Origin of the sequence: Streptomyces sp. McG3 (assembly GCF_018619185.1) — a bacterium.
Lineage (GTDB): Bacteria > Actinomycetota > Actinomycetes > Streptomycetales > Streptomycetaceae > Streptomyces.
In genome coordinates this window covers 1-17,994 of record NZ_JAAXYC010000154.1, presented here as the reverse complement: position 1 = coordinate 17,994, position 17,994 = coordinate 1, and the positions used below count along the sequence as shown (strand labels likewise).

The 17,994-nt window shown below is 69.6% G+C and carries 20 protein-coding genes, 1 tRNA gene and 1 riboswitch; of the genes, 9 read left to right on the top strand and 12 right to left on the bottom strand.

The window, feature by feature from the left end:
- The 3 genes from HET64_RS23325 to HET64_RS23315 all read right to left on the bottom strand — a co-directional run.
- On the bottom strand, positions 1-919 hold a 919-nt coding region (locus HET64_RS23325; protein ID WP_251145731.1), incomplete at its 3' end, for an ATP-binding cassette domain-containing protein.
- A gap of 30 nt (positions 920-949) precedes the next feature.
- A complete protein-coding gene (locus HET64_RS23320; protein WP_308370334.1) occupies positions 950-1,846 on the bottom strand; it encodes an ABC transporter permease in 897 nt (298 codons plus the stop codon).
- Positions 1,839-2,639 (bottom strand): ABC-2 family transporter protein, encoded by an 801-nt coding sequence (locus tag HET64_RS23315; RefSeq protein ID WP_215108567.1) that lies wholly within the window; start codon positions 2,637-2,639, stop codon positions 1,839-1,841. Before HET64_RS23315 ends, HET64_RS23320 begins: the two co-directional genes overlap by 8 nt.
- Positions 2,640-2,836: 197 nt before the next feature.
- Between HET64_RS23315 and HET64_RS23310 the strand changes: the two genes are divergently transcribed.
- Positions 2,837-5,185, top strand: coding sequence for a transglycosylase domain-containing protein (locus HET64_RS23310; RefSeq protein WP_215108565.1), 2,349 nt, complete (start codon positions 2,837-2,839; stop codon positions 5,183-5,185).
- 79 nt (positions 5,186-5,264) lie between these two features.
- Here the strand turns inward: HET64_RS23310 and HET64_RS23305 are convergent, their stop codons facing one another.
- The 3 genes from HET64_RS23305 to HET64_RS23295 form a co-directional block, all read right to left on the bottom strand.
- Entirely contained in the window at positions 5,265-5,585 is a 321-nt protein-coding gene (locus tag HET64_RS23305; protein WP_215108563.1) for a multidrug efflux SMR transporter, read from the bottom strand.
- Positions 5,586-5,624: 39 nt separating this feature from the next.
- Positions 5,625-5,688: riboswitch (guanidine-III (ykkC-III) riboswitch) on the bottom strand.
- An 84-nt stretch (positions 5,689-5,772) separates the two neighbouring features.
- Positions 5,773-6,147 carry a co-chaperone GroES gene (locus tag HET64_RS23300; protein WP_007450657.1) on the bottom strand — a complete coding sequence of 125 codons (375 nt, stop codon included), beginning with the start codon at positions 6,145-6,147 and terminating at the stop codon, positions 5,773-5,775.
- A gap of 80 nt (positions 6,148-6,227) precedes the next feature.
- The gene (locus tag HET64_RS23295) at positions 6,228-6,545 is read right to left on the bottom strand and encodes a DUF3618 domain-containing protein (protein WP_215108561.1); all 318 of its coding nucleotides are present in this window, start codon (positions 6,543-6,545) and stop codon (positions 6,228-6,230) included.
- A 142-nt stretch (positions 6,546-6,687) separates the two neighbouring features.
- On the opposite strand from HET64_RS23295, the gene bcp reads away from it, so the two are divergent.
- The 5 genes from bcp (at position 6,688) to HET64_RS23270 (ending at position 10,471) form a co-directional block, all read left to right on the top strand.
- Positions 6,688-7,155, top strand: coding sequence for a thioredoxin-dependent thiol peroxidase (gene bcp / locus HET64_RS23290; RefSeq protein WP_069753813.1), 468 nt, complete (start codon positions 6,688-6,690; stop codon positions 7,153-7,155).
- 197 nt (positions 7,156-7,352) lie between these two features.
- Complete coding sequence (proP, locus tag HET64_RS23285; RefSeq protein ID WP_215108559.1) at positions 7,353-8,849, top strand: glycine betaine/L-proline transporter ProP; 1,497 nt, start codon at positions 7,353-7,355, stop codon at positions 8,847-8,849.
- Positions 8,850-9,012: 163 nt separating this feature from the next.
- Complete coding sequence (locus HET64_RS23280; RefSeq protein ID WP_215108557.1) at positions 9,013-9,672, top strand: HNH endonuclease; 660 nt, start codon at positions 9,013-9,015, stop codon at positions 9,670-9,672.
- The gene (locus HET64_RS23275) at positions 9,669-10,337 is read left to right on the top strand and encodes an HNH endonuclease (RefSeq protein WP_215108555.1); all 669 of its coding nucleotides are present in this window, start codon (positions 9,669-9,671) and stop codon (positions 10,335-10,337) included. The genes HET64_RS23280 and HET64_RS23275 overlap by 4 nt, the downstream gene beginning before the upstream one ends.
- 49 nt (positions 10,338-10,386) lie before the next feature.
- Positions 10,387-10,471: transfer RNA gene (locus HET64_RS23270), tRNA-Leu, on the top strand.
- A 54-nt stretch (positions 10,472-10,525) separates the two neighbouring features.
- Here the strand turns inward: HET64_RS23270 and rdgB are convergent.
- The 4 genes from rdgB to HET64_RS23250 form a co-directional block, all read right to left on the bottom strand.
- Entirely contained in the window at positions 10,526-11,128 is a 603-nt protein-coding gene (gene rdgB / locus HET64_RS23265) for an RdgB/HAM1 family non-canonical purine NTP pyrophosphatase (RefSeq protein ID WP_215108554.1), read from the bottom strand.
- 72 nt (positions 11,129-11,200) lie between these two features.
- Positions 11,201-11,590, bottom strand: a complete 390-nt coding sequence (locus tag HET64_RS23260; protein ID WP_215108552.1) for a hypothetical protein — start codon at positions 11,588-11,590, stop codon at positions 11,201-11,203.
- A 123-nt stretch (positions 11,591-11,713) separates the two neighbouring features.
- Positions 11,714-12,451 (bottom strand): ribonuclease PH, encoded by a 738-nt coding sequence (gene rph / locus HET64_RS23255; protein ID WP_018958495.1) that lies wholly within the window; start codon positions 12,449-12,451, stop codon positions 11,714-11,716.
- Between the two features lie 195 nt (positions 12,452-12,646).
- Positions 12,647-12,910 carry a PTS glucose/sucrose transporter subunit IIB gene (locus HET64_RS23250; protein WP_257138869.1) on the bottom strand — a complete coding sequence of 88 codons (264 nt, stop codon included), beginning with the start codon at positions 12,908-12,910 and terminating at the stop codon, positions 12,647-12,649.
- Positions 12,911-13,100: 190 nt separating this feature from the next.
- Here HET64_RS23250 and HET64_RS23245 point away from each other — a divergent pair, with 190 nt between their 5' ends.
- Together HET64_RS23245 and HET64_RS23240 are read left to right on the top strand one after the other, a co-directional pair.
- Positions 13,101-14,360 (top strand): PTS transporter subunit EIIC, encoded by a 1,260-nt coding sequence (locus HET64_RS23245; RefSeq protein ID WP_215108550.1) that lies wholly within the window; start codon positions 13,101-13,103, stop codon positions 14,358-14,360.
- 279 nt (positions 14,361-14,639) lie between these two features.
- Complete coding sequence (locus tag HET64_RS23240; RefSeq protein WP_215108548.1) at positions 14,640-15,905, top strand: PTS transporter subunit EIIC; 1,266 nt, start codon at positions 14,640-14,642, stop codon at positions 15,903-15,905.
- Positions 15,906-16,001: 96 nt separating this feature from the next.
- On the opposite strand, the gene HET64_RS23235 is transcribed toward HET64_RS23240, so the two are convergent.
- Positions 16,002-16,484: a GNAT family N-acetyltransferase gene (locus HET64_RS23235; RefSeq protein ID WP_215108546.1), complete on the bottom strand. Its 483-nt coding sequence runs from the start codon at positions 16,482-16,484 to the stop codon at positions 16,002-16,004.
- A gap of 74 nt (positions 16,485-16,558) precedes the next feature.
- Entirely contained in the window at positions 16,559-17,311 is a 753-nt protein-coding gene (locus HET64_RS23230) for an MBL fold metallo-hydrolase (RefSeq protein WP_215108544.1), read from the bottom strand.
- Positions 17,312-17,547: 236 nt separating this feature from the next.
- Here HET64_RS23230 and HET64_RS23225 point away from each other — a divergent pair.
- The coding region (locus tag HET64_RS23225; RefSeq protein WP_215108542.1) for a type II toxin-antitoxin system PemK/MazF family toxin at positions 17,548-17,994 on the top strand (447 nt) is incomplete at its 3' end.

The window sequence follows — 17,994 nt, the reverse complement described above, 5'->3', positions numbered from 1 at the left end:
GCGCCGGCCCGCCGCCCACCCCCTCCGACTCCAGGACGATCGGGGGGAGTTCGCTCTCCAGGTCCACCACGAGCATGCGTTCGCTCTCCCCCACCTCGTGGAGGCCCGCCAGCGAACCGTCGTACATCAGACGGCCATGGTCGATCACCATCACCCGGCTGCACAACTGCTCGATGTCGGTGAGGTCGTGCGTCGTCAGCAGGACCGTCGTCCCGCGCTCGGTGTTCAACTCCTTCAGGAACTGCCGCACCTTGGCCTTGGAGATCACATCGAGGCCGATCGTCGGCTCGTCCAGATAGAGCACCTCCGGATCGTGCAGCAACGCCGCCGCGATGTCGCCGCGCATCCGCTGCCCCAGCGAGAGCTGCCGTACGGGCACGTCCAACAGCTCTGCCAGATCGAGGAGTTCGACGCAGCGGTCCAGGTTCTCCCGGTAACGCCGGTCGGGGATCCGGTACATGCGGTGCATCAGCCGGTACGAGTCGCGCAGCGGCAGGTCCCACCAGAGGGTGGTCCGCTGGCCGAAGACGACACCGATGCGGTGCGCCAGGCGCGTACGTTCGCGGGAGGGGTCGATGCCCGCGACCCGCAGCCGGCCGCCGCTCGGGGTGAGGATGCCCGTCAGCATCTTGATCGTGGTCGACTTCCCGGCCCCGTTCGGGCCGATGTAGCCGACCATCTCGCCGCGGGCGACCTGAAAGCTGATGCCGTCCACCGCCCGCACCTCGCGGCGCTCGCGGCGCAGCACTCCGGTGCGGCGGCGGACCTGGAAGACCTTCTCGACGCCGTCGAGGGTGATGAAGCCGTCGCCGGTCCCGCCCGTGGCCGGGGCCGGGCTCGTGCCCACACCTGTGCCTGTGGCCGTGCCTGTGCCTTTGGCCGTGGTCGTCTCCACGCCCGTGCCCGTGCCCTCACCCATGCCCGTACCCTCCTCCGTGATCATTCCCGCTCAACTGCCCGTGCTCCGGTACGCCCGCAGCCCCGCCCGCCACGCGATCCCCGCCAGCGCCCAGCAGGCCACCGCCACCAGCGGCGGCAGGAACGCCACCCACTCCGGCAGGTCGACCGGGTACTCCCGGTCCAGCACGTACAGCGCGGGCAGCCAGCTGACGAAGGCCAGCGGCACCACGAACGTCACCCCGCGCACGAGGTCCTTCGCGAAGATCGTGGGCGGGTACTGGAGCAGCGTCGTCCCGCCGTACGTGAAGGAGTTCTGCACCTCCGAGGCGTCCTGCGCGACGAACTGGAACGCCGCCCCCGCGACGAAGATCGCCCCGAAGATCGCCGCACCGCTCACCACCATCATCGGCAGCATCAGCACCTTCAGCGGCGTCCACGCGATGTCCAGGGAGACCAGCGCGTAGCCGAGGACCAGCAGCCCCTGCGTGATCCGCCCCAGCCGGCGCAGCGCGAACCGGTCCGCCGCGACCTGCGCCAGCACCGGGACCGGCCGCACCAGCAGGGTGTCGAGCGTCCCGTCCCGGACCCGGCGGCCCACCCGGTCCATCGAGCCCAGCAGCAGATCGCACAGCCCGAACGCGGTGGCCGACAGCCCGTACAGCAGGGCGATCTCGGGCAGGGTGTAGCCGCCCAGCGCGTCGACGTGCGTGAACATCAGCATGATCGTCACGAAGTCGAAGGCCGTCACCGCGAAGTCCCCGAACACCGTCATGGCGAACGAGGCCCGGTAGGCCATCGTCGAGCGCACCCACATGGCCATGATCAGCCCGTACGCCCGGACGCCCTCCAGCAGCCGGGGCCGCTCCGGGAACGGGAAGGCCTCCGCCGCCCGGCGCTCCGCTTCCGCCCGGCCCTTCCCGTCCGTCCGCACCGCGCTCTCAGCCACCCTGCACCACCACCCTCCTGGTCGCCGCGGTCTGCAGCAGACGGCCCGCCAGCAGCAGCACCACCGCCCAGCCGCCCTGGAACGCGTACGCCTCCACCAGCCCCCACCCCGTGTGCTTGCCGAGGAACACATCGGCCGGGACCTGGAGCAGCGAGGACCACGGCAGCATCCGCGCCACCTCCCCCAGCAGCCCGGGGAACAGGTTCAGCGGCAGCAGCATCCCGGAGAAGAAGAGCCCGGCCAGCGACACGATCCGCATCGCGCCCGCCCCGTCCATCAGCCAGAACGCCGACATCGCGACCAGATAGCGCAGCGCGAAGCTGACCACCACACCCAGGAACACCGAGACGAAGAACGCCGGCCAGGTCCACAGCGATCCCGGGAGCGCCAGATCGAAGGCGAGCGCCCCCAGGAACATCGGTACGACACCACGCCCCAGCAGATGGAACGCCGCCCGGCCCAGGTCCCCCGCCAGCCACCACAGCTGGAGGTCGACCGGACGGTACAGGTCGATGGCGATGTCCCCCGTACGGATACGCTCCGCCAACTCGTCCTCGAAACCGCCGCCCATCATGGCGCAGGCCATCAGCAGGGCCTGCCCGAGCCACACGTAGGTCAGCGCCTGGGACGTGTCGTACCCGCCGAGCTGCGGACGTGCGTCCCACAGGGCGATGTAGGTGTACGCCACGATGAAGCCGAAGACCGTGTTGGTGAACACCCCCGCGGCCGTAGCCGTCCGGTAGGTGGCGTAGCGCCGGAACGCACCCCCCGCCACCACCGCATAGAGCCGCACGTCGTCCCCTCTCCCCCGCCACCACCGGCTCCCGACACCAAAGCGCACGAGCCTAGTGCAGGCGCCCCGGCCCCCGCGACCGTGTTTTCGGGGCGGCGGTGACGACCGGTGGAGGGAACGAACCAAGGAGAACCGAAGGTTTTCGGGCGAAACGGGCACTATGGGAGAACTGACCACGCCCGAGGAGCCCCACGGACATGAGCGACGAGTCACAGCACTGGGCCCCCCGCGACCCCTCGGGCGCGGCGGCCGTACCCGGGAACCACCGGGGAGAGCCGCCGGGGAACAGCGGGAAGAACCGGAAGAACCGGAAGAACGGCAGGCAGCGGCGCACCGGCTGGCGGCGTGTCATCCCCACCTGGCGGATGACCCTCGGCACCGTCCTCGGCCTCGCCCTCCTCCTCATCGGCGGATTCGTCGCCGGATACCAGTTCGTCGACATCCCGGCCGCCAACGCCGCGGCCACCGCCCAGTCCAACGTCTACCTCTACAGCGACGGCAGCGTCATCGCCCGGGACGGCGACGTGAACCGGGAGAAGGTCAGGCTCTCCCAGGTCCCCGCGACCGTCCAGCACGCCGTACTGGCCGCCGAGGACCGGGACTTCTACTCCGATCGCGCCGTGGACGTGAAGGCGATGGTCCGGGCCGGCTGGAACACCGTGACCGGCAAGGGCAAGCAGGGCGGCTCGACGATCACCCAGCAGTACGTGAAGAACTACTACCTCGGCCAGGAGCGGACCGTCCTGCGCAAGGCCAAGGAGTTCTTCATCGCGGTCAAGCTCAACCGGGAGGAGACCAAGGACCAGATCTTCGAGGGCTACCTCAACACCAGCTACTTCGGGCGCAACGCCTACGGCATCCAGGCCGCCGCCCAGGCGTACTACGGCAAGAACGTCGAGGACCTCACCACCGCCGAGGGCGCCTACCTCGCCTCCCTCCTGAACGCCCCCAGCGCCTACGACGTCGTCGCCCACCCCGACAACGAACCCGCCGCCCGGGACCGCTGGAACTACGTCCTGGACGGCATGGTCAAGGAGCGCTGGCTCGATGCGGCCGAACGGGCGACGACGAAGTTCCCCACCCCCGGCGAGGCCAGACCGTCGACCGGGCTCTCGGGACAGCGCGGCTACATCGTGCAGGCCGTCGGGGACCACCTCGACCGGCGCGGCATCCTCGACGAGAAGACCCTCGCCACCGGCGGCTACCGCATCACCACGACCCTCGACAAGGCCAAACAGGACGCCTTCGTCAAGGCCGTCGACACCAACGTGACGTCCAGGACCAGCGCCGAACGCAAGGCCGACCGCAACGTTCGCGTCGGCGGGGCCTCGATCGTCCCCGCCACCGGCGAGGTCGTCGCCCTGTACGGCGGCATCGACTACACGAAGCAGTACGTCAGCAACGCGACCCGCCGCGACTACCAGGTCGGCTCCGTCTTCAAACCGTTCGTCCTCACCTCCGCCGTCGTCAACGACTCCACCACCCAGGACGGCGAACGCATCACGCCCAACACCGTCTACGACGGCGCCAACAAACGCATGGTCGTCGGCGTGCAGGGCCCCACCGACTACTCCCCCGCCAACGAGGACGACGTCGACTACGGCGACATCACCGTGCGCACCGCCACCGACAAGTCCGTCAACTCCGTCTACGCGCAGATGGCCCAGGACGTCGGCCCCGGAAAGGTCCGGGACACCGCGGTCGCCCTCGGCATCCCCGCCGACACCCCCGACCTCACCGCCTCCCCCTCCATCGCGCTCGGCACCGCCAACGCCAGCGTCCTGGACATGACCGAGGCGTACGCCACCCTCGCCGACCACGGCCGGCACGGCCGGCACGTCCTCGTCGAGAAGGTCACCAAGGACGGCGCGGAGATCGAACTGCCCGAGCGCACGACCGACCAGGCCGTCAGCCGCGAGGCCGCCGACACCACCACCGCCGTGCTGCGCAGCGTCGTGGAGGGCGGCACCGGCACGGCGGCCCAGGCCGTGGGCCGCCCCGCCGTGGGCAAGACCGGCACCGCGGAGGAGGACCGGGCCGCCTGGTTCGCCGGGTACACCCCGGACCTCGCGACCGTCGTCGCCGTGATGGGCCAGAACCCGGACACGGGCGCCCAGACCCCGCTGTACGGAGCCCTCGGCCTGCCCCGCGTCAACGGCGGCGGCGCCCCGGCCGAGACCTGGGCCGCCTACACGGAGGCGGCGCTGCGCTCCTCCCCGGTCCAGGAGTTCGACCTGGAGACGGCACCCGGCTCCGACGAGGAGGACGAACCCCCGCTCGACGAGGACCCCGACGGCAGCACGGACCCGTCCTCCTCGTCGGAACCCACCACCGGCCCCTCCGGCACCACGGAGAGCGACCCGGCCCGCAGCAGCCCGCCCACGTCCGGCACGGACACCGGCGGGACGGGCGGCACGGACGGCGGAGCGAACAGCGGGACGAACGGCACCGCCGGCGCCGACGGCGGCTCCGGAGAAACAGGGAGCACCGGCGGCACCGGCGGGGACGGCGACAGCGGAGGGAACGGGGACAGCGGGACCGGCTGAGGCCTCATCGAGGGCGTTCGCGGGCCCGCCCCCTCCGGCGACCGCCCGCTGTGACCGGGGCCCACAGGAGGCCCGTACGTCAGTGCCCGGAGGTCGCCTTCAGGCCGACCACGGCCACCAGCAGCAGACAGACGAAGAAGATCCGGGCAGCGGTCGCCGGCTCGTTCAGCGCGACCATGCCCACGATCGCCGCACCGGCCGCACCGATACCGACCCACACCCCGTACGCCGTACCGATCGGCAGCGTCTTCGCCGCATGGGACAGCAACACCATGCTCGCCACGATCCCGAGGCCGGTGAACACGCTCGGCCACAGCCGGGTGAACCCCTCGGTGTACTTCATCCCGATCGACCAGCCCACTTCGATCACACCGGCAATGATCAACAGAACCCACGCCATGACTGGCACCTCCGACGACGAACCACGTGAACAGAAACGGGTGCGTCGTCTTTACCGGCCCGGTACGGCGCGTCTCGTCGGGGTGGTCCCAACGTAGCAAAAAACAGAGAAAGGGCCTGGTGACACCGGTCACCAGGCCCTGAACAGCACCGGGTCCCGAACGGCAGGCCCCGAACCGCACCGGGTCCTACAGATACAACCCGGTCGAATCCACCGAACCCTCGAACCGGTCGGCGGCCACCGCGTGCAGATCGCGCTCCCGCATCAGGACGTACGCCACGCCCCGCACCTCGACCTCGGCACGGTCCTCGGGGTCGTACAGCACCCGGTCGCCGGGCTCCACCGTCCGCACGTTCTGACCGACCGCGACGACGACGGCCCAGGCGAGGCGCCGGCCCACCGCGGCCGTCGCCGGAATCAGGATGCCGCCGCCGGAGCGCCGCTCACCCTCGGACGCGTCGTTCCGCACCAGCACCCGGTCGTGCAGCATCCGGATGGGCAACTTGTCGTCGTCGGCGGAGCCGGTGGCGCCGCGATGGCCCTCGTGGGTGTTGTCGCTCACGCCCGCAACCTACCTGCCGGGCCCCGGGCCGTACGCCTCCGGGTGCCGAACGCCACCGGACGCGCACCGACCGCCGCCGGTCACTTGCGGCGACGCCCGGACACGGTGAGGAGCCCCACCACACCGACCACCAGCAGAGCCACGGGAATCACCCGCTCCAACCGCGGGGAGCCGTCCTCCGCGACGAACTGCGCCTTCACCTCCGACACCGAGCGGTTCACCGCGACGAAGGCACGGCCGGCCGTCCGGTCCACGGACTGGGCCGCCTTCGCCTTGGCGTCTCCGATGATCGTCTTCGGGTGTACCCGCACCCCGATCTCGTCGAGCACCACAGCGAGCTGCTCGCGCCTGCTGATGATGTCCGCCTCGATCTGCGCAGGGGTCCTGGCATCCGACACTGCGCCGCCTCCGTGGTCGTCGTCCGGTAAACCTTCGTCTGAACCTTCATCGACAGTCTGTCAGCTCGAACCCCCGCACACCCGGCGGCACCCCTATTACCCTCGGTCCCGTCCGACCCGCGCACCACCCGAGGAGAACCACATGAGCGAGCGACTGAAGCCCGGCGACACCGCTCCCGCCTTCACCCTTCCCGACGCCGACGGCAACGAGGTCTCGCTCGCGGACCACAAGGGCCGCAAGGTCATCGTGTACTTCTACCCCGCCGCGCTTACCCCCGGATGCACCAAGCAGGCCTGCGACTTCACGGACAACCTCGACCTCCTGACGAGCGCCGGGTACGACGTCATCGGCGTCTCCCCCGACAAGCCGGAGAAGCTCGCGAAGTTCCGCGACACGGAGAACCTCAAGGTCACCCTGGTGGGCGACCCGGCCAAGGAAACTTTGGAGGCCTACGGCGCCTTCGGCGAGAAGAAGCTCTACGGCAAAGTGGTGACGGGCGTGATCCGTTCCACCGTCGTCGTCGACGAGGACGGCAAGATCGAGCACGCTTTCTACAACGTGAAGGCGACCGGCCACGTCGCGAAGATCATCAGGGATCTGGGCATCTGACGTCCGCCGCCCGGGGCGCCGGCCCCGGGCCACCCCTCACATGATTCCGGCAATTACGGCGATTCCGACCGGCGGCAGTCCGGAGAACGTGTTCAGATCATGTGAGGGAGATCGCATCGGCCCACGAAGTCGGTTTGCGACCGCCATGACTGCGCAGAAGCTTTTCCTGGAACACACTCCGAGGAAAGGACCCGGCCATGGCGGCCCCCGACCCCCACCAGGCGGCCGACCCCGAAGCGGTCAAGCGCCACCCCACGCTCTTCCGGGCCATCCGGAAACGGCGGAACCCGCGGCTGCGCCGGACGGACATCACAGTTACGGACGACGCGGCGGTCAAGCGGGCCGTGAAGGCCGCCTCCCTGGGCAACGCCATGGAGTGGTTCGACTTCGGGATCTACTCCTACCTGGCCGTGACGATCGGGCAGGTCTTCTTCCCGTCCGGGAACGAGACCACGCAGCTCCTCTCCTCCTTCGCGACCTTCGCGGTGGCCTTCCTCGTACGGCCGCTCGGCGGCATGTTCTTCGGCCCGATGGGCGACAAGGTCGGCCGCAAGAAGGTCCTCGCGCTGACGATGATCCTGATGGCCGTCGGCACGTTCGCGATCGGCCTGATCCCCTCGCACGACACGATCGGCGTCTGGGCCGCGGTCCTGCTGATCTTCTTCCGGATGCTCCAGGGCTTCTCGACGGGCGGTGAGTACGGCGGCGCCTCGACGTTCATCGCCGAGTACGCCCCCGACAAACGACGCGGCTTCTTCGGCAGCTTCCTGGAGTTCGGCACCCTGGCCGGCTACGTCGGCGCCGCAGGCCTCGTGACGGCCCTGTACGCCCTCCTGACCGACGCGCAGATGGAGGCCTGGGGGTGGAGGATCCCGTTCCTCGTCGCGGGCCCGCTGGGCCTGGTCGGCCTCTACCTGCGACTGCGCCTGGACGAGACCCCGGCCTTCCAGAAGCTGGAGGGCGGCACGGCACACGCGAGCGAGGCGGCGGACGGCGTCGAGTCCACGGCCAAGGGCGACCTCGCGAAGATCTTCCGGCAGTACTGGCCGACGCTGATCCTCTGCATCTGCCTGGTCGGCGCGTACAACATCACCGACTACATGCTGCTGTCGTACATGCCGACGTACCTCTCCGACGAGCTCGGCTACAGCGAGACCCACGGCCTGCTGATCCTGCTGGCGGTGATGCTGTTCCTGATGACGATCATCAGCCAGGTCGGCAAACTGTCCGACCGCTTCGGCCGCAAACCGCTGCTGATGGCCGGGATGCTCGGCTTCCTCTTCCTCTCCCTCCCCGCGTTCCTCCTCATCCGGGTGGACGGCATCCTCCCGATCACCATCGGCATGCTGATGCTGGGCCTCTCCCTGGTCTGCATGCTCGGCACGATGTCGGCGGCGCTCCCGGCCCTGTTCCCGACGAACGTCCGCTACGGGTCCCTGTCCGTCGGCTACAACCTCTCCGCGTCGATCTTCGGCGGCACGACCCCGCTGGTGATCACGGCCCTGATCAGCTGGACCGGCTCCAACCTGATGCCCGCGTACTACGCGATGGCGGCGGCCCTGGTCGGCCTGATCGCGGTCGCCTGCATGAAGGAGACGGCCCAGCAGCCGCTGATCGGCTCCCCACCGTCGGTCGAGACGGACGAGGAGGCGGCGGAACTGGTCCAGGCACAGGCGCCGGAGCCGAAGTTCTGACCCCGGCCCCTTCCGGCCCCCTCGGTGGGACGGCCCGTACCGCTCGATGCGAGCGGTACGGGCCGTTCCGCGTCCTCCCCGATTTTCGGGCGTGACTGTCCGATAAACGGTTCGTTACTCCGTACGAGGCCGCGAACGCGCGGCCGGGACGGAGGGGCAGCACATGGGGAACAGCCCGTACACACGGGAGCGGCTGGCGGAGGCGGCGTCGTCGTCGCGGACGCTCTCGGAGGCGCTGACGAAGATGGGGGTGGATCCGAAGAGTCCGACACGGCGGTACGTCCGTGAACGCATGAAGAGGATGGGCATAGCCACGGAGCATTTCGAGCGAGAGGGCGCCCGCTGGACCAAAGACATCCTGGAGCCCGTGGTCGCCGCGTCAGCGAGCGTCTATGAGGTGCTGCGCCGTCTCGGACTGGAGGCCGTCGGGGGTCACCACAGCAACATCAGCAGGCGCATCAAGGCGTACGGCATCGACACCTCGCACTTCGCCCGGCCGCCGCGTGCCGGGACGAAGCAGCGTCGGCTTGCACCCAAGGACCTGCTGGTGGATGACCGCCGACCACACCCTCGCCGCATCCCCAGCTCTCGCCTCAAGGTCGCCATGGCAGCGCTCGGCGTGGAGGAACGCTGCGCCCGATGCGGAACAGAACCGCTCTGGCGTGGTCGGCCGCTCCCACTGGAGGTGGACCACATCAACGGCACGTGGAGCGACAACCGCCTGGAGAATCTGCGGCTCCTCTGTCCCAACTGCCATTCGGCGACGGACAACTATCGCGGCCGGGCCAAGGGCCGCCGTGCCGGGCAGGGTGGCAGCCCGTGAACCAGCGGCAGCTGTACACCCGCGAGCGGCTGGTCGAGGCCGCAGAGCGCTGCTCGGACATCGGCGAAGTCATCTCACACCTGGGCACTCGCCCCTACGCGCAGCTCCACCGCCATCTGCTGAGAAGGTTCGCCCACTTCGGAATCGATGTCTCTCATTTCAGCCGCTGTGGCTCGGACACCATCGCTTCACGCCCCTCGCAGGACAGACTCCGTGAGGCCGTGGCGTCCTCACGCTCCCTCGCGGCACTGCTCCGCGAACTCGGACGCCGCGAGAACGGGCACCAACGAAACCTTCTACGGCAGTGGATCGCCGAAGAGGGCCTGTCGACCTCGCACTTCCTCGGCCAGGCTCACCAGCGTGGCCGACCGGGCCCGACCCCCGCCAGACGCCCCGAGGAATTGCTGGTGAGACACCCTGGCAGGCATCGCACGAAGACCGCACTGTTACGCCGGTCCCTGCACGAGATCGGCGTACCCGAGCAATGCGACGCATGCGGGACCGAGCCTGTCTGGTGTGGCTCTCCCATGACCCTGGAGATCGACCACATCAATGGGGACCGGAGTGATGACCGCGCCGAGAACCTTCGGCTGCTGTGCCCGAACTGCCACGCCGTCACCACCACCTGGTGCCGAGGGGGAGCACGCCGGCTCACACATCCGTGAAACTCGCTCATCGGCACCGCCACCCGCCCGGTACGATGACATGCGTCTGGCGGCGGTGGTGCAACTGGCGACACAGCAGACTTAGGATCTGTGGCCCGTGAAACGGCTTGAGGGTTCGAATCCCTTCCGCCGCACCGAGAACGGCCTGCGAACCGAAGACTGGTTCGCAGGCCGTTTCTGTCACTGCCTCACCCCGCCAACTCCCGCACCACCGGCACCAGCGCCCGGAACGCCTTCCCCCGGTGGCTGATCGCGTTCTTCTCCGCCGGGGTCAGCTCCGCGCAGGTGCGGGTTTCGCCCTCCGGCTGGAGGATCGGGTCGTAGCCGAAGCCGCCCGTGCCGGACGGGGTGTGGCGCAGGGTGCCGTTCAGGCGGCCCTCGACCACGCGTTCCGTGCCGTCGGGGAGGGCAAGGGCGGCGGCGCAGGCGAAGTAGGCGCCGCGGTGTTCGTCGGCGATGTCTCCGAGCTGGGCCAGGAGCAGGTTCAGGTTGGCCGCGTCGTCGCCGTGGGTGCCGGACCAGCGGGCCGAGAAGATGCCGGGGGCGCCGCCGAGGACGTCCACGCAGAGGCCCGAGTCGTCGGCGACGGCCGGGAGGCCGGTGGCGCTCGCCAGGGCGTGGGCCTTGAGGAGCGCGTTCTCGGCGAAGGTGACGCCGGTCTCCTTGACGTCGGGGATGTCGGGGTACGCGTCCGCGCCGACGAGGTCGAGGTCGAGGCCCGCGTCGGCGAGGATGGCGTGGAGTTCGGTGATTTTCCCGGCGTTGCGGGTGGCGAGGATCAGGCGCTTCATGGGGCGATTATCGCCGCCGGGGTGACGGGCGGGGCGGGCCGGTCGCGCCTCCGCCCCGTCCCGCTCCGGGGATCAGGGGCTGCAGACCTTGCCGATCTCCGTCGCAGCGTCCGTCACCGGGGTGATGTCAGGGGTGGCGTCGCCGCCCTCGATGGACTTGCGGACACCCGTGACGCCCGCCTGGAGGTCGTCGACGGCCTTGGAGAGGTCGGCGTTGTCCGTGGAGTCGTCGAGCTTCTTCAGCTCGCGGTCGATCTCGTCCAGGGACTCGGAGGCCTGGGTGATGTCCTCGGAGGCGTTGGAGACGGCCTTCTGGAGGTTGCCGACGCTGGTGGCGATGGCGTCGGCGGTGCGGACGCAGTCGAGCGCCTTGTCGAGACCGGCGCAGCCCGCGGCCGTGGTCAGCGTCAACAGGGTGGCGGCGGTGGCGAGTGCGAGGCGTTGGTGGCGGCGCGAAGCCATGGTTCGGTCCCTCCCCGGGGATCGTTACGTGGACGGACGCACGGTTCGACCCGTGCGCCCGTATCCGTAACGACGCTCTGTGGTGCGTATTTGGTTGCTTCTTTACCCGCGGAGGGTGGGTCGCTACGCGTCCTGGGTGCGGGCGAGTGCGTCGCGCTGGAGTGCGGCGAGGTCGACGCAGCCGGCGGTGGCGAGGTCGAGGAGCGCGCCGAGTTCCTTGCGGTCGAAGGGTGCCCCCTCGGCGGTGCCCTGGACCTCGACGAAGCGGCCGTCCCCGGTGCAGACGACGTTCATGTCGGTCTCGGCGCGGACGTCCTCCTCGTAGCAGAGGTCGAGGAGCGGGGTGCCGTCGACGATGCCGACGCTGATGGCGGCGACGGTGTCGGTGAGCGGCTTGCGGCCGGCCTTGACGATCTTCTTGCCCTGGGCCCAGGCGACGGCGTCGGCGAGGGCGACGTAGGCGCCGGTGATGGCGGCCGTGCGGGTGCCGCCGTCGGCCTGGAGGACGTCGCAGTCCAGGACGATGGTGTTCTCGCCGAGGGCCTTGTAGTCGATGACGGCGCGCAGCGAACGGCCGATCAGGCGGCTGATCTCGTGGGTGCGTCCGCCGATCTTGCCGCGTACGGCCTCGCGGTCGCCGCGGGTGTTGGTGGAGCGGGGCAGCATGGAGTACTCGGCGGTGACCCAGCCTTCGCCGCTGCCCTTGCGCCAGCGCGGGACGCCTTCGGTGACGGAGGCGGTGCAGAAGACTTTGGTGTCGCCGAAGGAGATGAGGACTGAGCCCTCGGCGTGCTTGCTCCAGCCGCGTTCGATGGTGACGGGGCGGAGCTGTTCGGGGGTGCGGCCGTCGATGCGAGACATGGGCCCGACTTTATCCGGTGGCGGGGGTGGCTCCGTTCGGGTGCGGTCGCCGCCTCCGCAGACCTGCGGTGGCGGCCTCCGCGGACCTACGGTGGCGGCCTCCGCGGACCGCGTGCGCGGGGGCGTCGGGGCATGGCGCGGCCCCGTCCTCCGGCGGGGGACGGGGCCTGCGGTTTCCGGCGCGGGGTCAGCCGGTCACATCATGTCTTCGATGTCGGCGGCGATGGGGTCCGCGTCGGTGCCGATGACGACCTGGATCGCGGTGCCCATCTTGACGACGCCGTGGGCGCCGGCGGCCTTGAGGGCGGCTTCGTCGACCTTGCTGGGGTCGTGGACCTCGGTGCGGAGGCGGGTGATGCAGCCTTCGATCTCGTCGATGTTGTCGATACCGCCGAGCCCGGCGACGATCTTCTCAGCCTTGGTGGCCATGTCCTTCTCCCTGGTTTCGCGCGCAGACAGCCGCCCGCTGCGGGTCCGTTTCGTCACGGTAACGCACGGTTGGCCCAACTTCACGGGCGGGTAACCGGACGATCCCGAAAGATGACGATCACCGGCGCCCTGCCTTCGGTACGGACCCCGGACCGTGACGCAACTGGTCTACACCAGTTTGCAACGACCGCCAAACGTGAAGTGTTCCGGGAGGACGCCCATGAGTTCGAGCGCCGCTGCGGTACCGCAGCAAAAATGGTGGAACGGACCGGTCCAGGGCCTGCAGAAGGTCGGGCGGAGCCTTCAGCTCCCGGTGGCCGTCCTCCCCGCCGCCGGCCTGCTCGTCAGCCTCGGCAACCTCTTCAGCTCGTACCTGGACGGCGCCTTCTGGGACAAGACCTCCAAGGTCCTGCTCAACGGCGGCGGCGCGATCCTCGACGGCGAACTCGGCCTCCCCCTGTTGTTCTGCATCGGCGTCGCCATCGGCTTCGCGAAGAAGGCGGACGGCTCCACCGCGCTGGCGGCCGTCGTCGGCTTCCTGGTCTACCGGGGGGTGCTGACCGCGTTCCCCATCGACGGCACCGTGACGGAGGCTCTGCCCGACGGTGAGCCGCAGAACCCCGGTGTGCTCGGCGGCATCCTGATCGGGCTGCTGACCGCGGTCGTCTGGCAGCGCTATCACCGCACCAAGCTGGTCGACTGGCTCGGGTTCTTCAACGGGCGGCGCCTGGTGCCGATCCTGATGGCGTTCCTCTGCGTGGTCCTCGGCGTGTTGTTCGGTCTGCTGTGGCAGCCGGTGGGCGACGGGCTGACCTGGTTCTCCAAGCAGCTGATCGACCTCGGCTCCTGGGGTGCGGCGATCTTCGGCTTCGCGAACAGGCTGCTGATCCCGATCGGCATGCACCAGTTCCTGAACACGTTCTTCTGGTTCCAGGCGGGCGAGTTCACCGGGGGTGACGGCCAGACCGTGCAGGGCGACATCTCCCGGTTCTTCGCCGGGGACCCGTCGGCCGGCCAGTTCACCTCGGGCTTCTTCCCGATCATGATGTTCGGCCTGCCGGCCGCCGCCCTGGCCATCACCCACTGCGCGCGGCCCGAGCGCCGCAAGGAGGTGGGGGGCCTGATGGTCTCGGTGGCGCTGACCTCGTTCGTCACGGGCGTGACGGAGCCGATCGAGTTCTCGTTCATGTTCGTCGCGCCGCTGCTGTACGGCGTGCACGCGGTGCTCACCGGGGCGTCGATGGGCATCACCTGGCTGCTGGGGGTGCACGCGGGGTTCAGCTTCTCGGCCGGGTTGATCGACTACGTCGTCAACTGGCATCTGGATACGAAACCCTGGCTGATCATCCCGATCGGCGCGTGCTTCGCGGTGATCTACTACGTGGTCTTCCGTTTCGCGATCACCAAGTTCGATCTCAAGACACCCGGGCGCGAACCGGAGGAGATCGAGAAGGAGATCGAGCAGGACCTCACCAAGTAGCGCCGAACAGCAGGACCGCGAGGTTTCGAGCCCCGCGCGGACGGCACGTACAAGGCCCCCGGACCACCTGGTCCGGGGGCCTTCGGCATGTCACCTAACGTGCCGGATCTGCTACTGCGAATAAGCAGGGAATTGCAGGTTCCTTATCTAACCCTCACCGTGCTAAAACTGGTCTACACCACTGAGTGGTCCAGACCACGGCTGTCTGCCGGCGTCTGTCGAGTCGCCGCCTCCCCGCATCAACGACCTGGGCGGCACCGTGTCCCATGGAGGAAGTTGATGACCACGGCTGAGACCGCACCCGCGGCCGAGAAGAAGAGGGGCGCCGGCGTGATGGCCGTCATGCAGCGCATCGGCCGCAGCATCATGCTGCCGGTCGCCGTGCTGCCGGCCGCCGCACTCCTGGTCCGCCTCGGCAATGACGACATGCTGGGCCGCGAGTCGTTCCCGACCTTCATCACGAAGCTCGCCGGCTACATGAGCGCCGGCGGTGGCGCGCTCCTCGACAACATGGCGCTGCTGTTCGCCGTCGGCATCGCGATCGGCTTCGCCAAGAAGTCGGACGGCTCCACCGCGCTCGCGGCCGTCGTCGGCTACCTGGTCTTCCAGAAGGTGCTGGCCACGTTCACGGACCCGAACCTGGACAAGATCGCCAAGGTCGTCGACGGCAAGATCGTCATGACCGAGGCGCCGGTGGACGCCAAGGTCCTCGGCGGTGTCGTGATGGGCATCGTCGTGGCTCTGCTCTACCAGAAGTTCTACCGGACGAAGCTGCCCGACTGGGCCGGCTTCTTCAGCGGCCGCCGCCTCGTCCCGATCCTCTCGGCCTTCGCGGGTCTGGTCATCGGCATCGCCTTCGGTCTGATCTGGCCGGTCCTCGGCTCGGGTCTGCACAACTTCGGTGAGTGGCTCGTCGGTTCCGGCGCGGTCGGCGCGGGCATCTTCGGTGTCGCCAACCGTGCGCTGATCCCGGTCGGCATGCACCACCTGCTGAACTCCTTCCCGTGGTTCCAGGCGGGCGAGTACAACGGCAAGAACGGCGACATCGCCCGCTTCCTGGAGGGCGACCCCACGGCCGGACAGTTCATGACCGGCTTCTTCCCGATCATGATGTTCGCCCTCCCGGCGGCCTGCCTCGCGATCGTCCACTGCGCCCGCCCCGAGCGCCGCAAGGTCGTCGGCGGCATGATGTTCTCCCTCGCGCTCACCTCGTTCGTCACCGGCGTGACCGAGCCGATCGAGTTCACCTTCATGTTCATCGCCCCGGTGCTGTACGCGATCCACGCGGTACTGACCGGTGTGTCGATGGCCCTGACCTGGGCGCTCGGAATGAAGGACGGCTTCGGCTTCTCGGCCGGTCTGGTCGACTTCCTGCTGAACCTCGGCATCGCGTCGAAGCCCTGGCTGCTGGTTCTGGTCGGCCTCTGCTTCGCGGTGGTCTACTACGCGATCTTCCGTTTCGCGATCACCAAGTTCAACCTCCCGACCCCGGGCCGGGAGTCGGACGAGGAGCTCGCCGAGCTCCAGAAGGCCGAGGCGAAGTAGCCTCCGCCACGCCCGTACGCCGAAGCCCCCGCTTCCCGAAGACGTCTTTCGGGAGCGGGGGCTTCGGCGTACGTTCCTGTCGTACGTACGGTCGCGTCACACCTGGCGTACGGGCACGTCCAGCCGGTAGAGCTGGCGGGAGCCGCCTTCCGGTCCCGGTTCTGCCGCCTCGCCGGGGCGGAACCCGAGCCGCTCGTAGAAGACGCGGGCCCCGCTCTCCACCGCTCCGGGGTGGTCGGGCCCGAAGGTGATCACCTCGACGGTGCCGGGCCCGGTGACGTAGCGGCGCATCGCCTCCGCCATCAGCAGCCGGCCCACGCCCGCGCCGCGGCGGTGTTCGGAGGTGACGAGCCAGTGCACGTGGTACGTGGGCGGTTCGGCGCCGAACAGCAGGCCGCCGACGGGGCCGGACGTGTCGGCGGACTCGGCGACCAGTGCCGCCCCGTTCCGGATGTGGGCTTCCACGGCGCGGTGGAATCCCGGCTCCTCGACCATCGGCCCGAACCAGTGCTCGACCTGGGACGCCAGGGTCAGGAAGCCGTCGAGGTCGGCGTCCCGTGCGGGTCTGATCGTGATCATCCGAGCAGTCTCGCAGAGCGGCCCTGGGCCGCTGGCGCGTCCCGCGCAACCGGGCCGCCCGCCGCCCGCGGGGCTCAGATCTCGTACACCGCGCCCGGGGCCGCCAGTTCCACCGGGCCCGGGTAGACCGCACGGGCGTCGGCGGCGTTGCGGTCGGCGTCGGTCCACGGCGGGATGTGGGTGAGGACGAGCCGGCGCGCTCCGGCGCGGGCCGCCGCCTCGCCGGCCTCGCGGCCGTTGAGGTGCAGGTCCGGGATGTCCTCCTTGCCGTCGACGAACGACGCCTCGCAGAGGAACAGGTCCGCGTCCCGCGCCAGGTCCTCCAGGGCGTCGCAGGTCCCCGTGTCGCCGGAGTAGGCGAGGACGGAACCGCCGTGCTCGATCCGGATGCCGAAGGTGTCGACGGGGTGGCAGAGCTTCTCCGTACGGACCGAGAAGGGGCCGATATCGAAGGACTGGGACTTGAGGGTGTGGAAGTCGAAGACCTCGCTCATCGCCCGGTCGGACGGGGTGTCCCCGTGGGCGGCGGTCAGACGCTGCTCGGTGCCCTCGGGCCCGTAGACCGGGAGAGGAACGGGGCGGGCGCCGTCGTGGCGGTAGTAGCGCACGACGAAATACGCGCACATGTCGATGCAGTGGTCGGCGTGCAGATGGCTGAGGAAGATCGCGTCGAGGTCGTAGAGACCGACGTGGCGCTGCAGCTCGCCGAGGGCGCCGTTGCCCATGTCGAGGAGCAGCCGGAAGCCGTCGGCCTCTACGAGGTAGCTCGAGCATGCCGAACCCGTGGAGGGGAACGAGCCGGAGCAGCCGACGACGGTGAGCTTCATGGAGCGTGAACCTCCGGTACGCGGGAACGGGGAGGGTTCGTGCGATTCCGCCGGGGCTTCGTACGGCGCCTGCGGAATGGGTTCTGCGGTTTGTCGAGCGTAAGGCGCGAAACTCCGCGTCGCTCCTCCGCTGCCCTCCGTTGTGGGGGAACTCACCTGCTCTGTCACCGGTTCGATGGAAGCGCGCCCACCGACTGCCCGGGCGTGCCCGTTCCGGCCGCCGGTACGGTCGGGGGATGAACACGTTCTGGTGGGTGGCGCTGGTCGCCGTGGTTCTGCTCGCGCTCGTGGCGGCGGTGGTGGACGGCCGGGGGCGCTCGGACCGCGGTCCCCGCTCGCGCCGGCCCCGGCAGCCGGTGGGGTCGACCCGGCCGCCGTCCCGGCCGTCGCGGCCTTCGGGCCCGGGAGGGCGTGGGGACGGGCGTACGCCCCGGGCCGGTGAGGTGTGGTGGGCCGATGTGCCGTACGAGGACGGGCCGGGGTCGAAGGACCGGCCGTGCCTGGTGATCTCGCTACGGGGGCGGGGCCGGGGGCGCACGGCGCTGGTCGCGAAGATCACGAGCAAGCATCACGAGGAGCGGCCCGGGGTGATCGCGCTGCCCTCGGGGACGGTCGGTGACCGGCAGGGGCGGCAGAGCTTCCTGGAGACGGACGAGCTGCGGGACTGTCTCTTATACACCTCT

Bases quoted from the DNA above. Each gene is read 5' to 3' on its own strand.
- bcp (WP_069753813.1), top strand. From the start codon at position 6,688: ATGAGCGAGCGACTGAAGCCCGGCGACACCGCTCCCGCCTTCACCCTT.
- HET64_RS23240 (WP_215108548.1), top strand. From the start codon at position 14,640: ATGACCACGGCTGAGACCGCACCCGCGGCCGAGAAGAAGAGGGGCGCC.
- rdgB (WP_215108554.1), bottom strand. From the start codon at position 11,128: ATGAAGCGCCTGATCCTCGCCACCCGCAACGCCGGGAAAATCACCGAA.
- HET64_RS23235 (WP_215108546.1), bottom strand. From the start codon at position 16,484: ATGATCACGATCAGACCCGCACGGGACGCCGACCTCGACGGCTTCCTG.
- rph (WP_018958495.1), bottom strand. From the start codon at position 12,451: ATGTCTCGCATCGACGGCCGCACCCCCGAACAGCTCCGCCCCGTCACC.
- HET64_RS23260 (WP_215108552.1), bottom strand. From the start codon at position 11,590: ATGGCTTCGCGCCGCCACCAACGCCTCGCACTCGCCACCGCCGCCACC.
- HET64_RS23310 (WP_215108565.1), top strand. From the start codon at position 2,837: ATGAGCGACGAGTCACAGCACTGGGCCCCCCGCGACCCCTCGGGCGCG.
- HET64_RS23280 (WP_215108557.1), top strand. From the start codon at position 9,013: ATGGGGAACAGCCCGTACACACGGGAGCGGCTGGCGGAGGCGGCGTCG.
- HET64_RS23230 (WP_215108544.1), bottom strand. From the start codon at position 17,311: ATGAAGCTCACCGTCGTCGGCTGCTCCGGCTCGTTCCCCTCCACGGGT.
- HET64_RS23305 (WP_215108563.1), bottom strand. From the start codon at position 5,585: ATGGCGTGGGTTCTGTTGATCATTGCCGGTGTGATCGAAGTGGGCTGG.
- proP (WP_215108559.1), top strand. From the start codon at position 7,353: ATGGCGGCCCCCGACCCCCACCAGGCGGCCGACCCCGAAGCGGTCAAG.
- HET64_RS23245 (WP_215108550.1), top strand. From the start codon at position 13,101: ATGAGTTCGAGCGCCGCTGCGGTACCGCAGCAAAAATGGTGGAACGGA.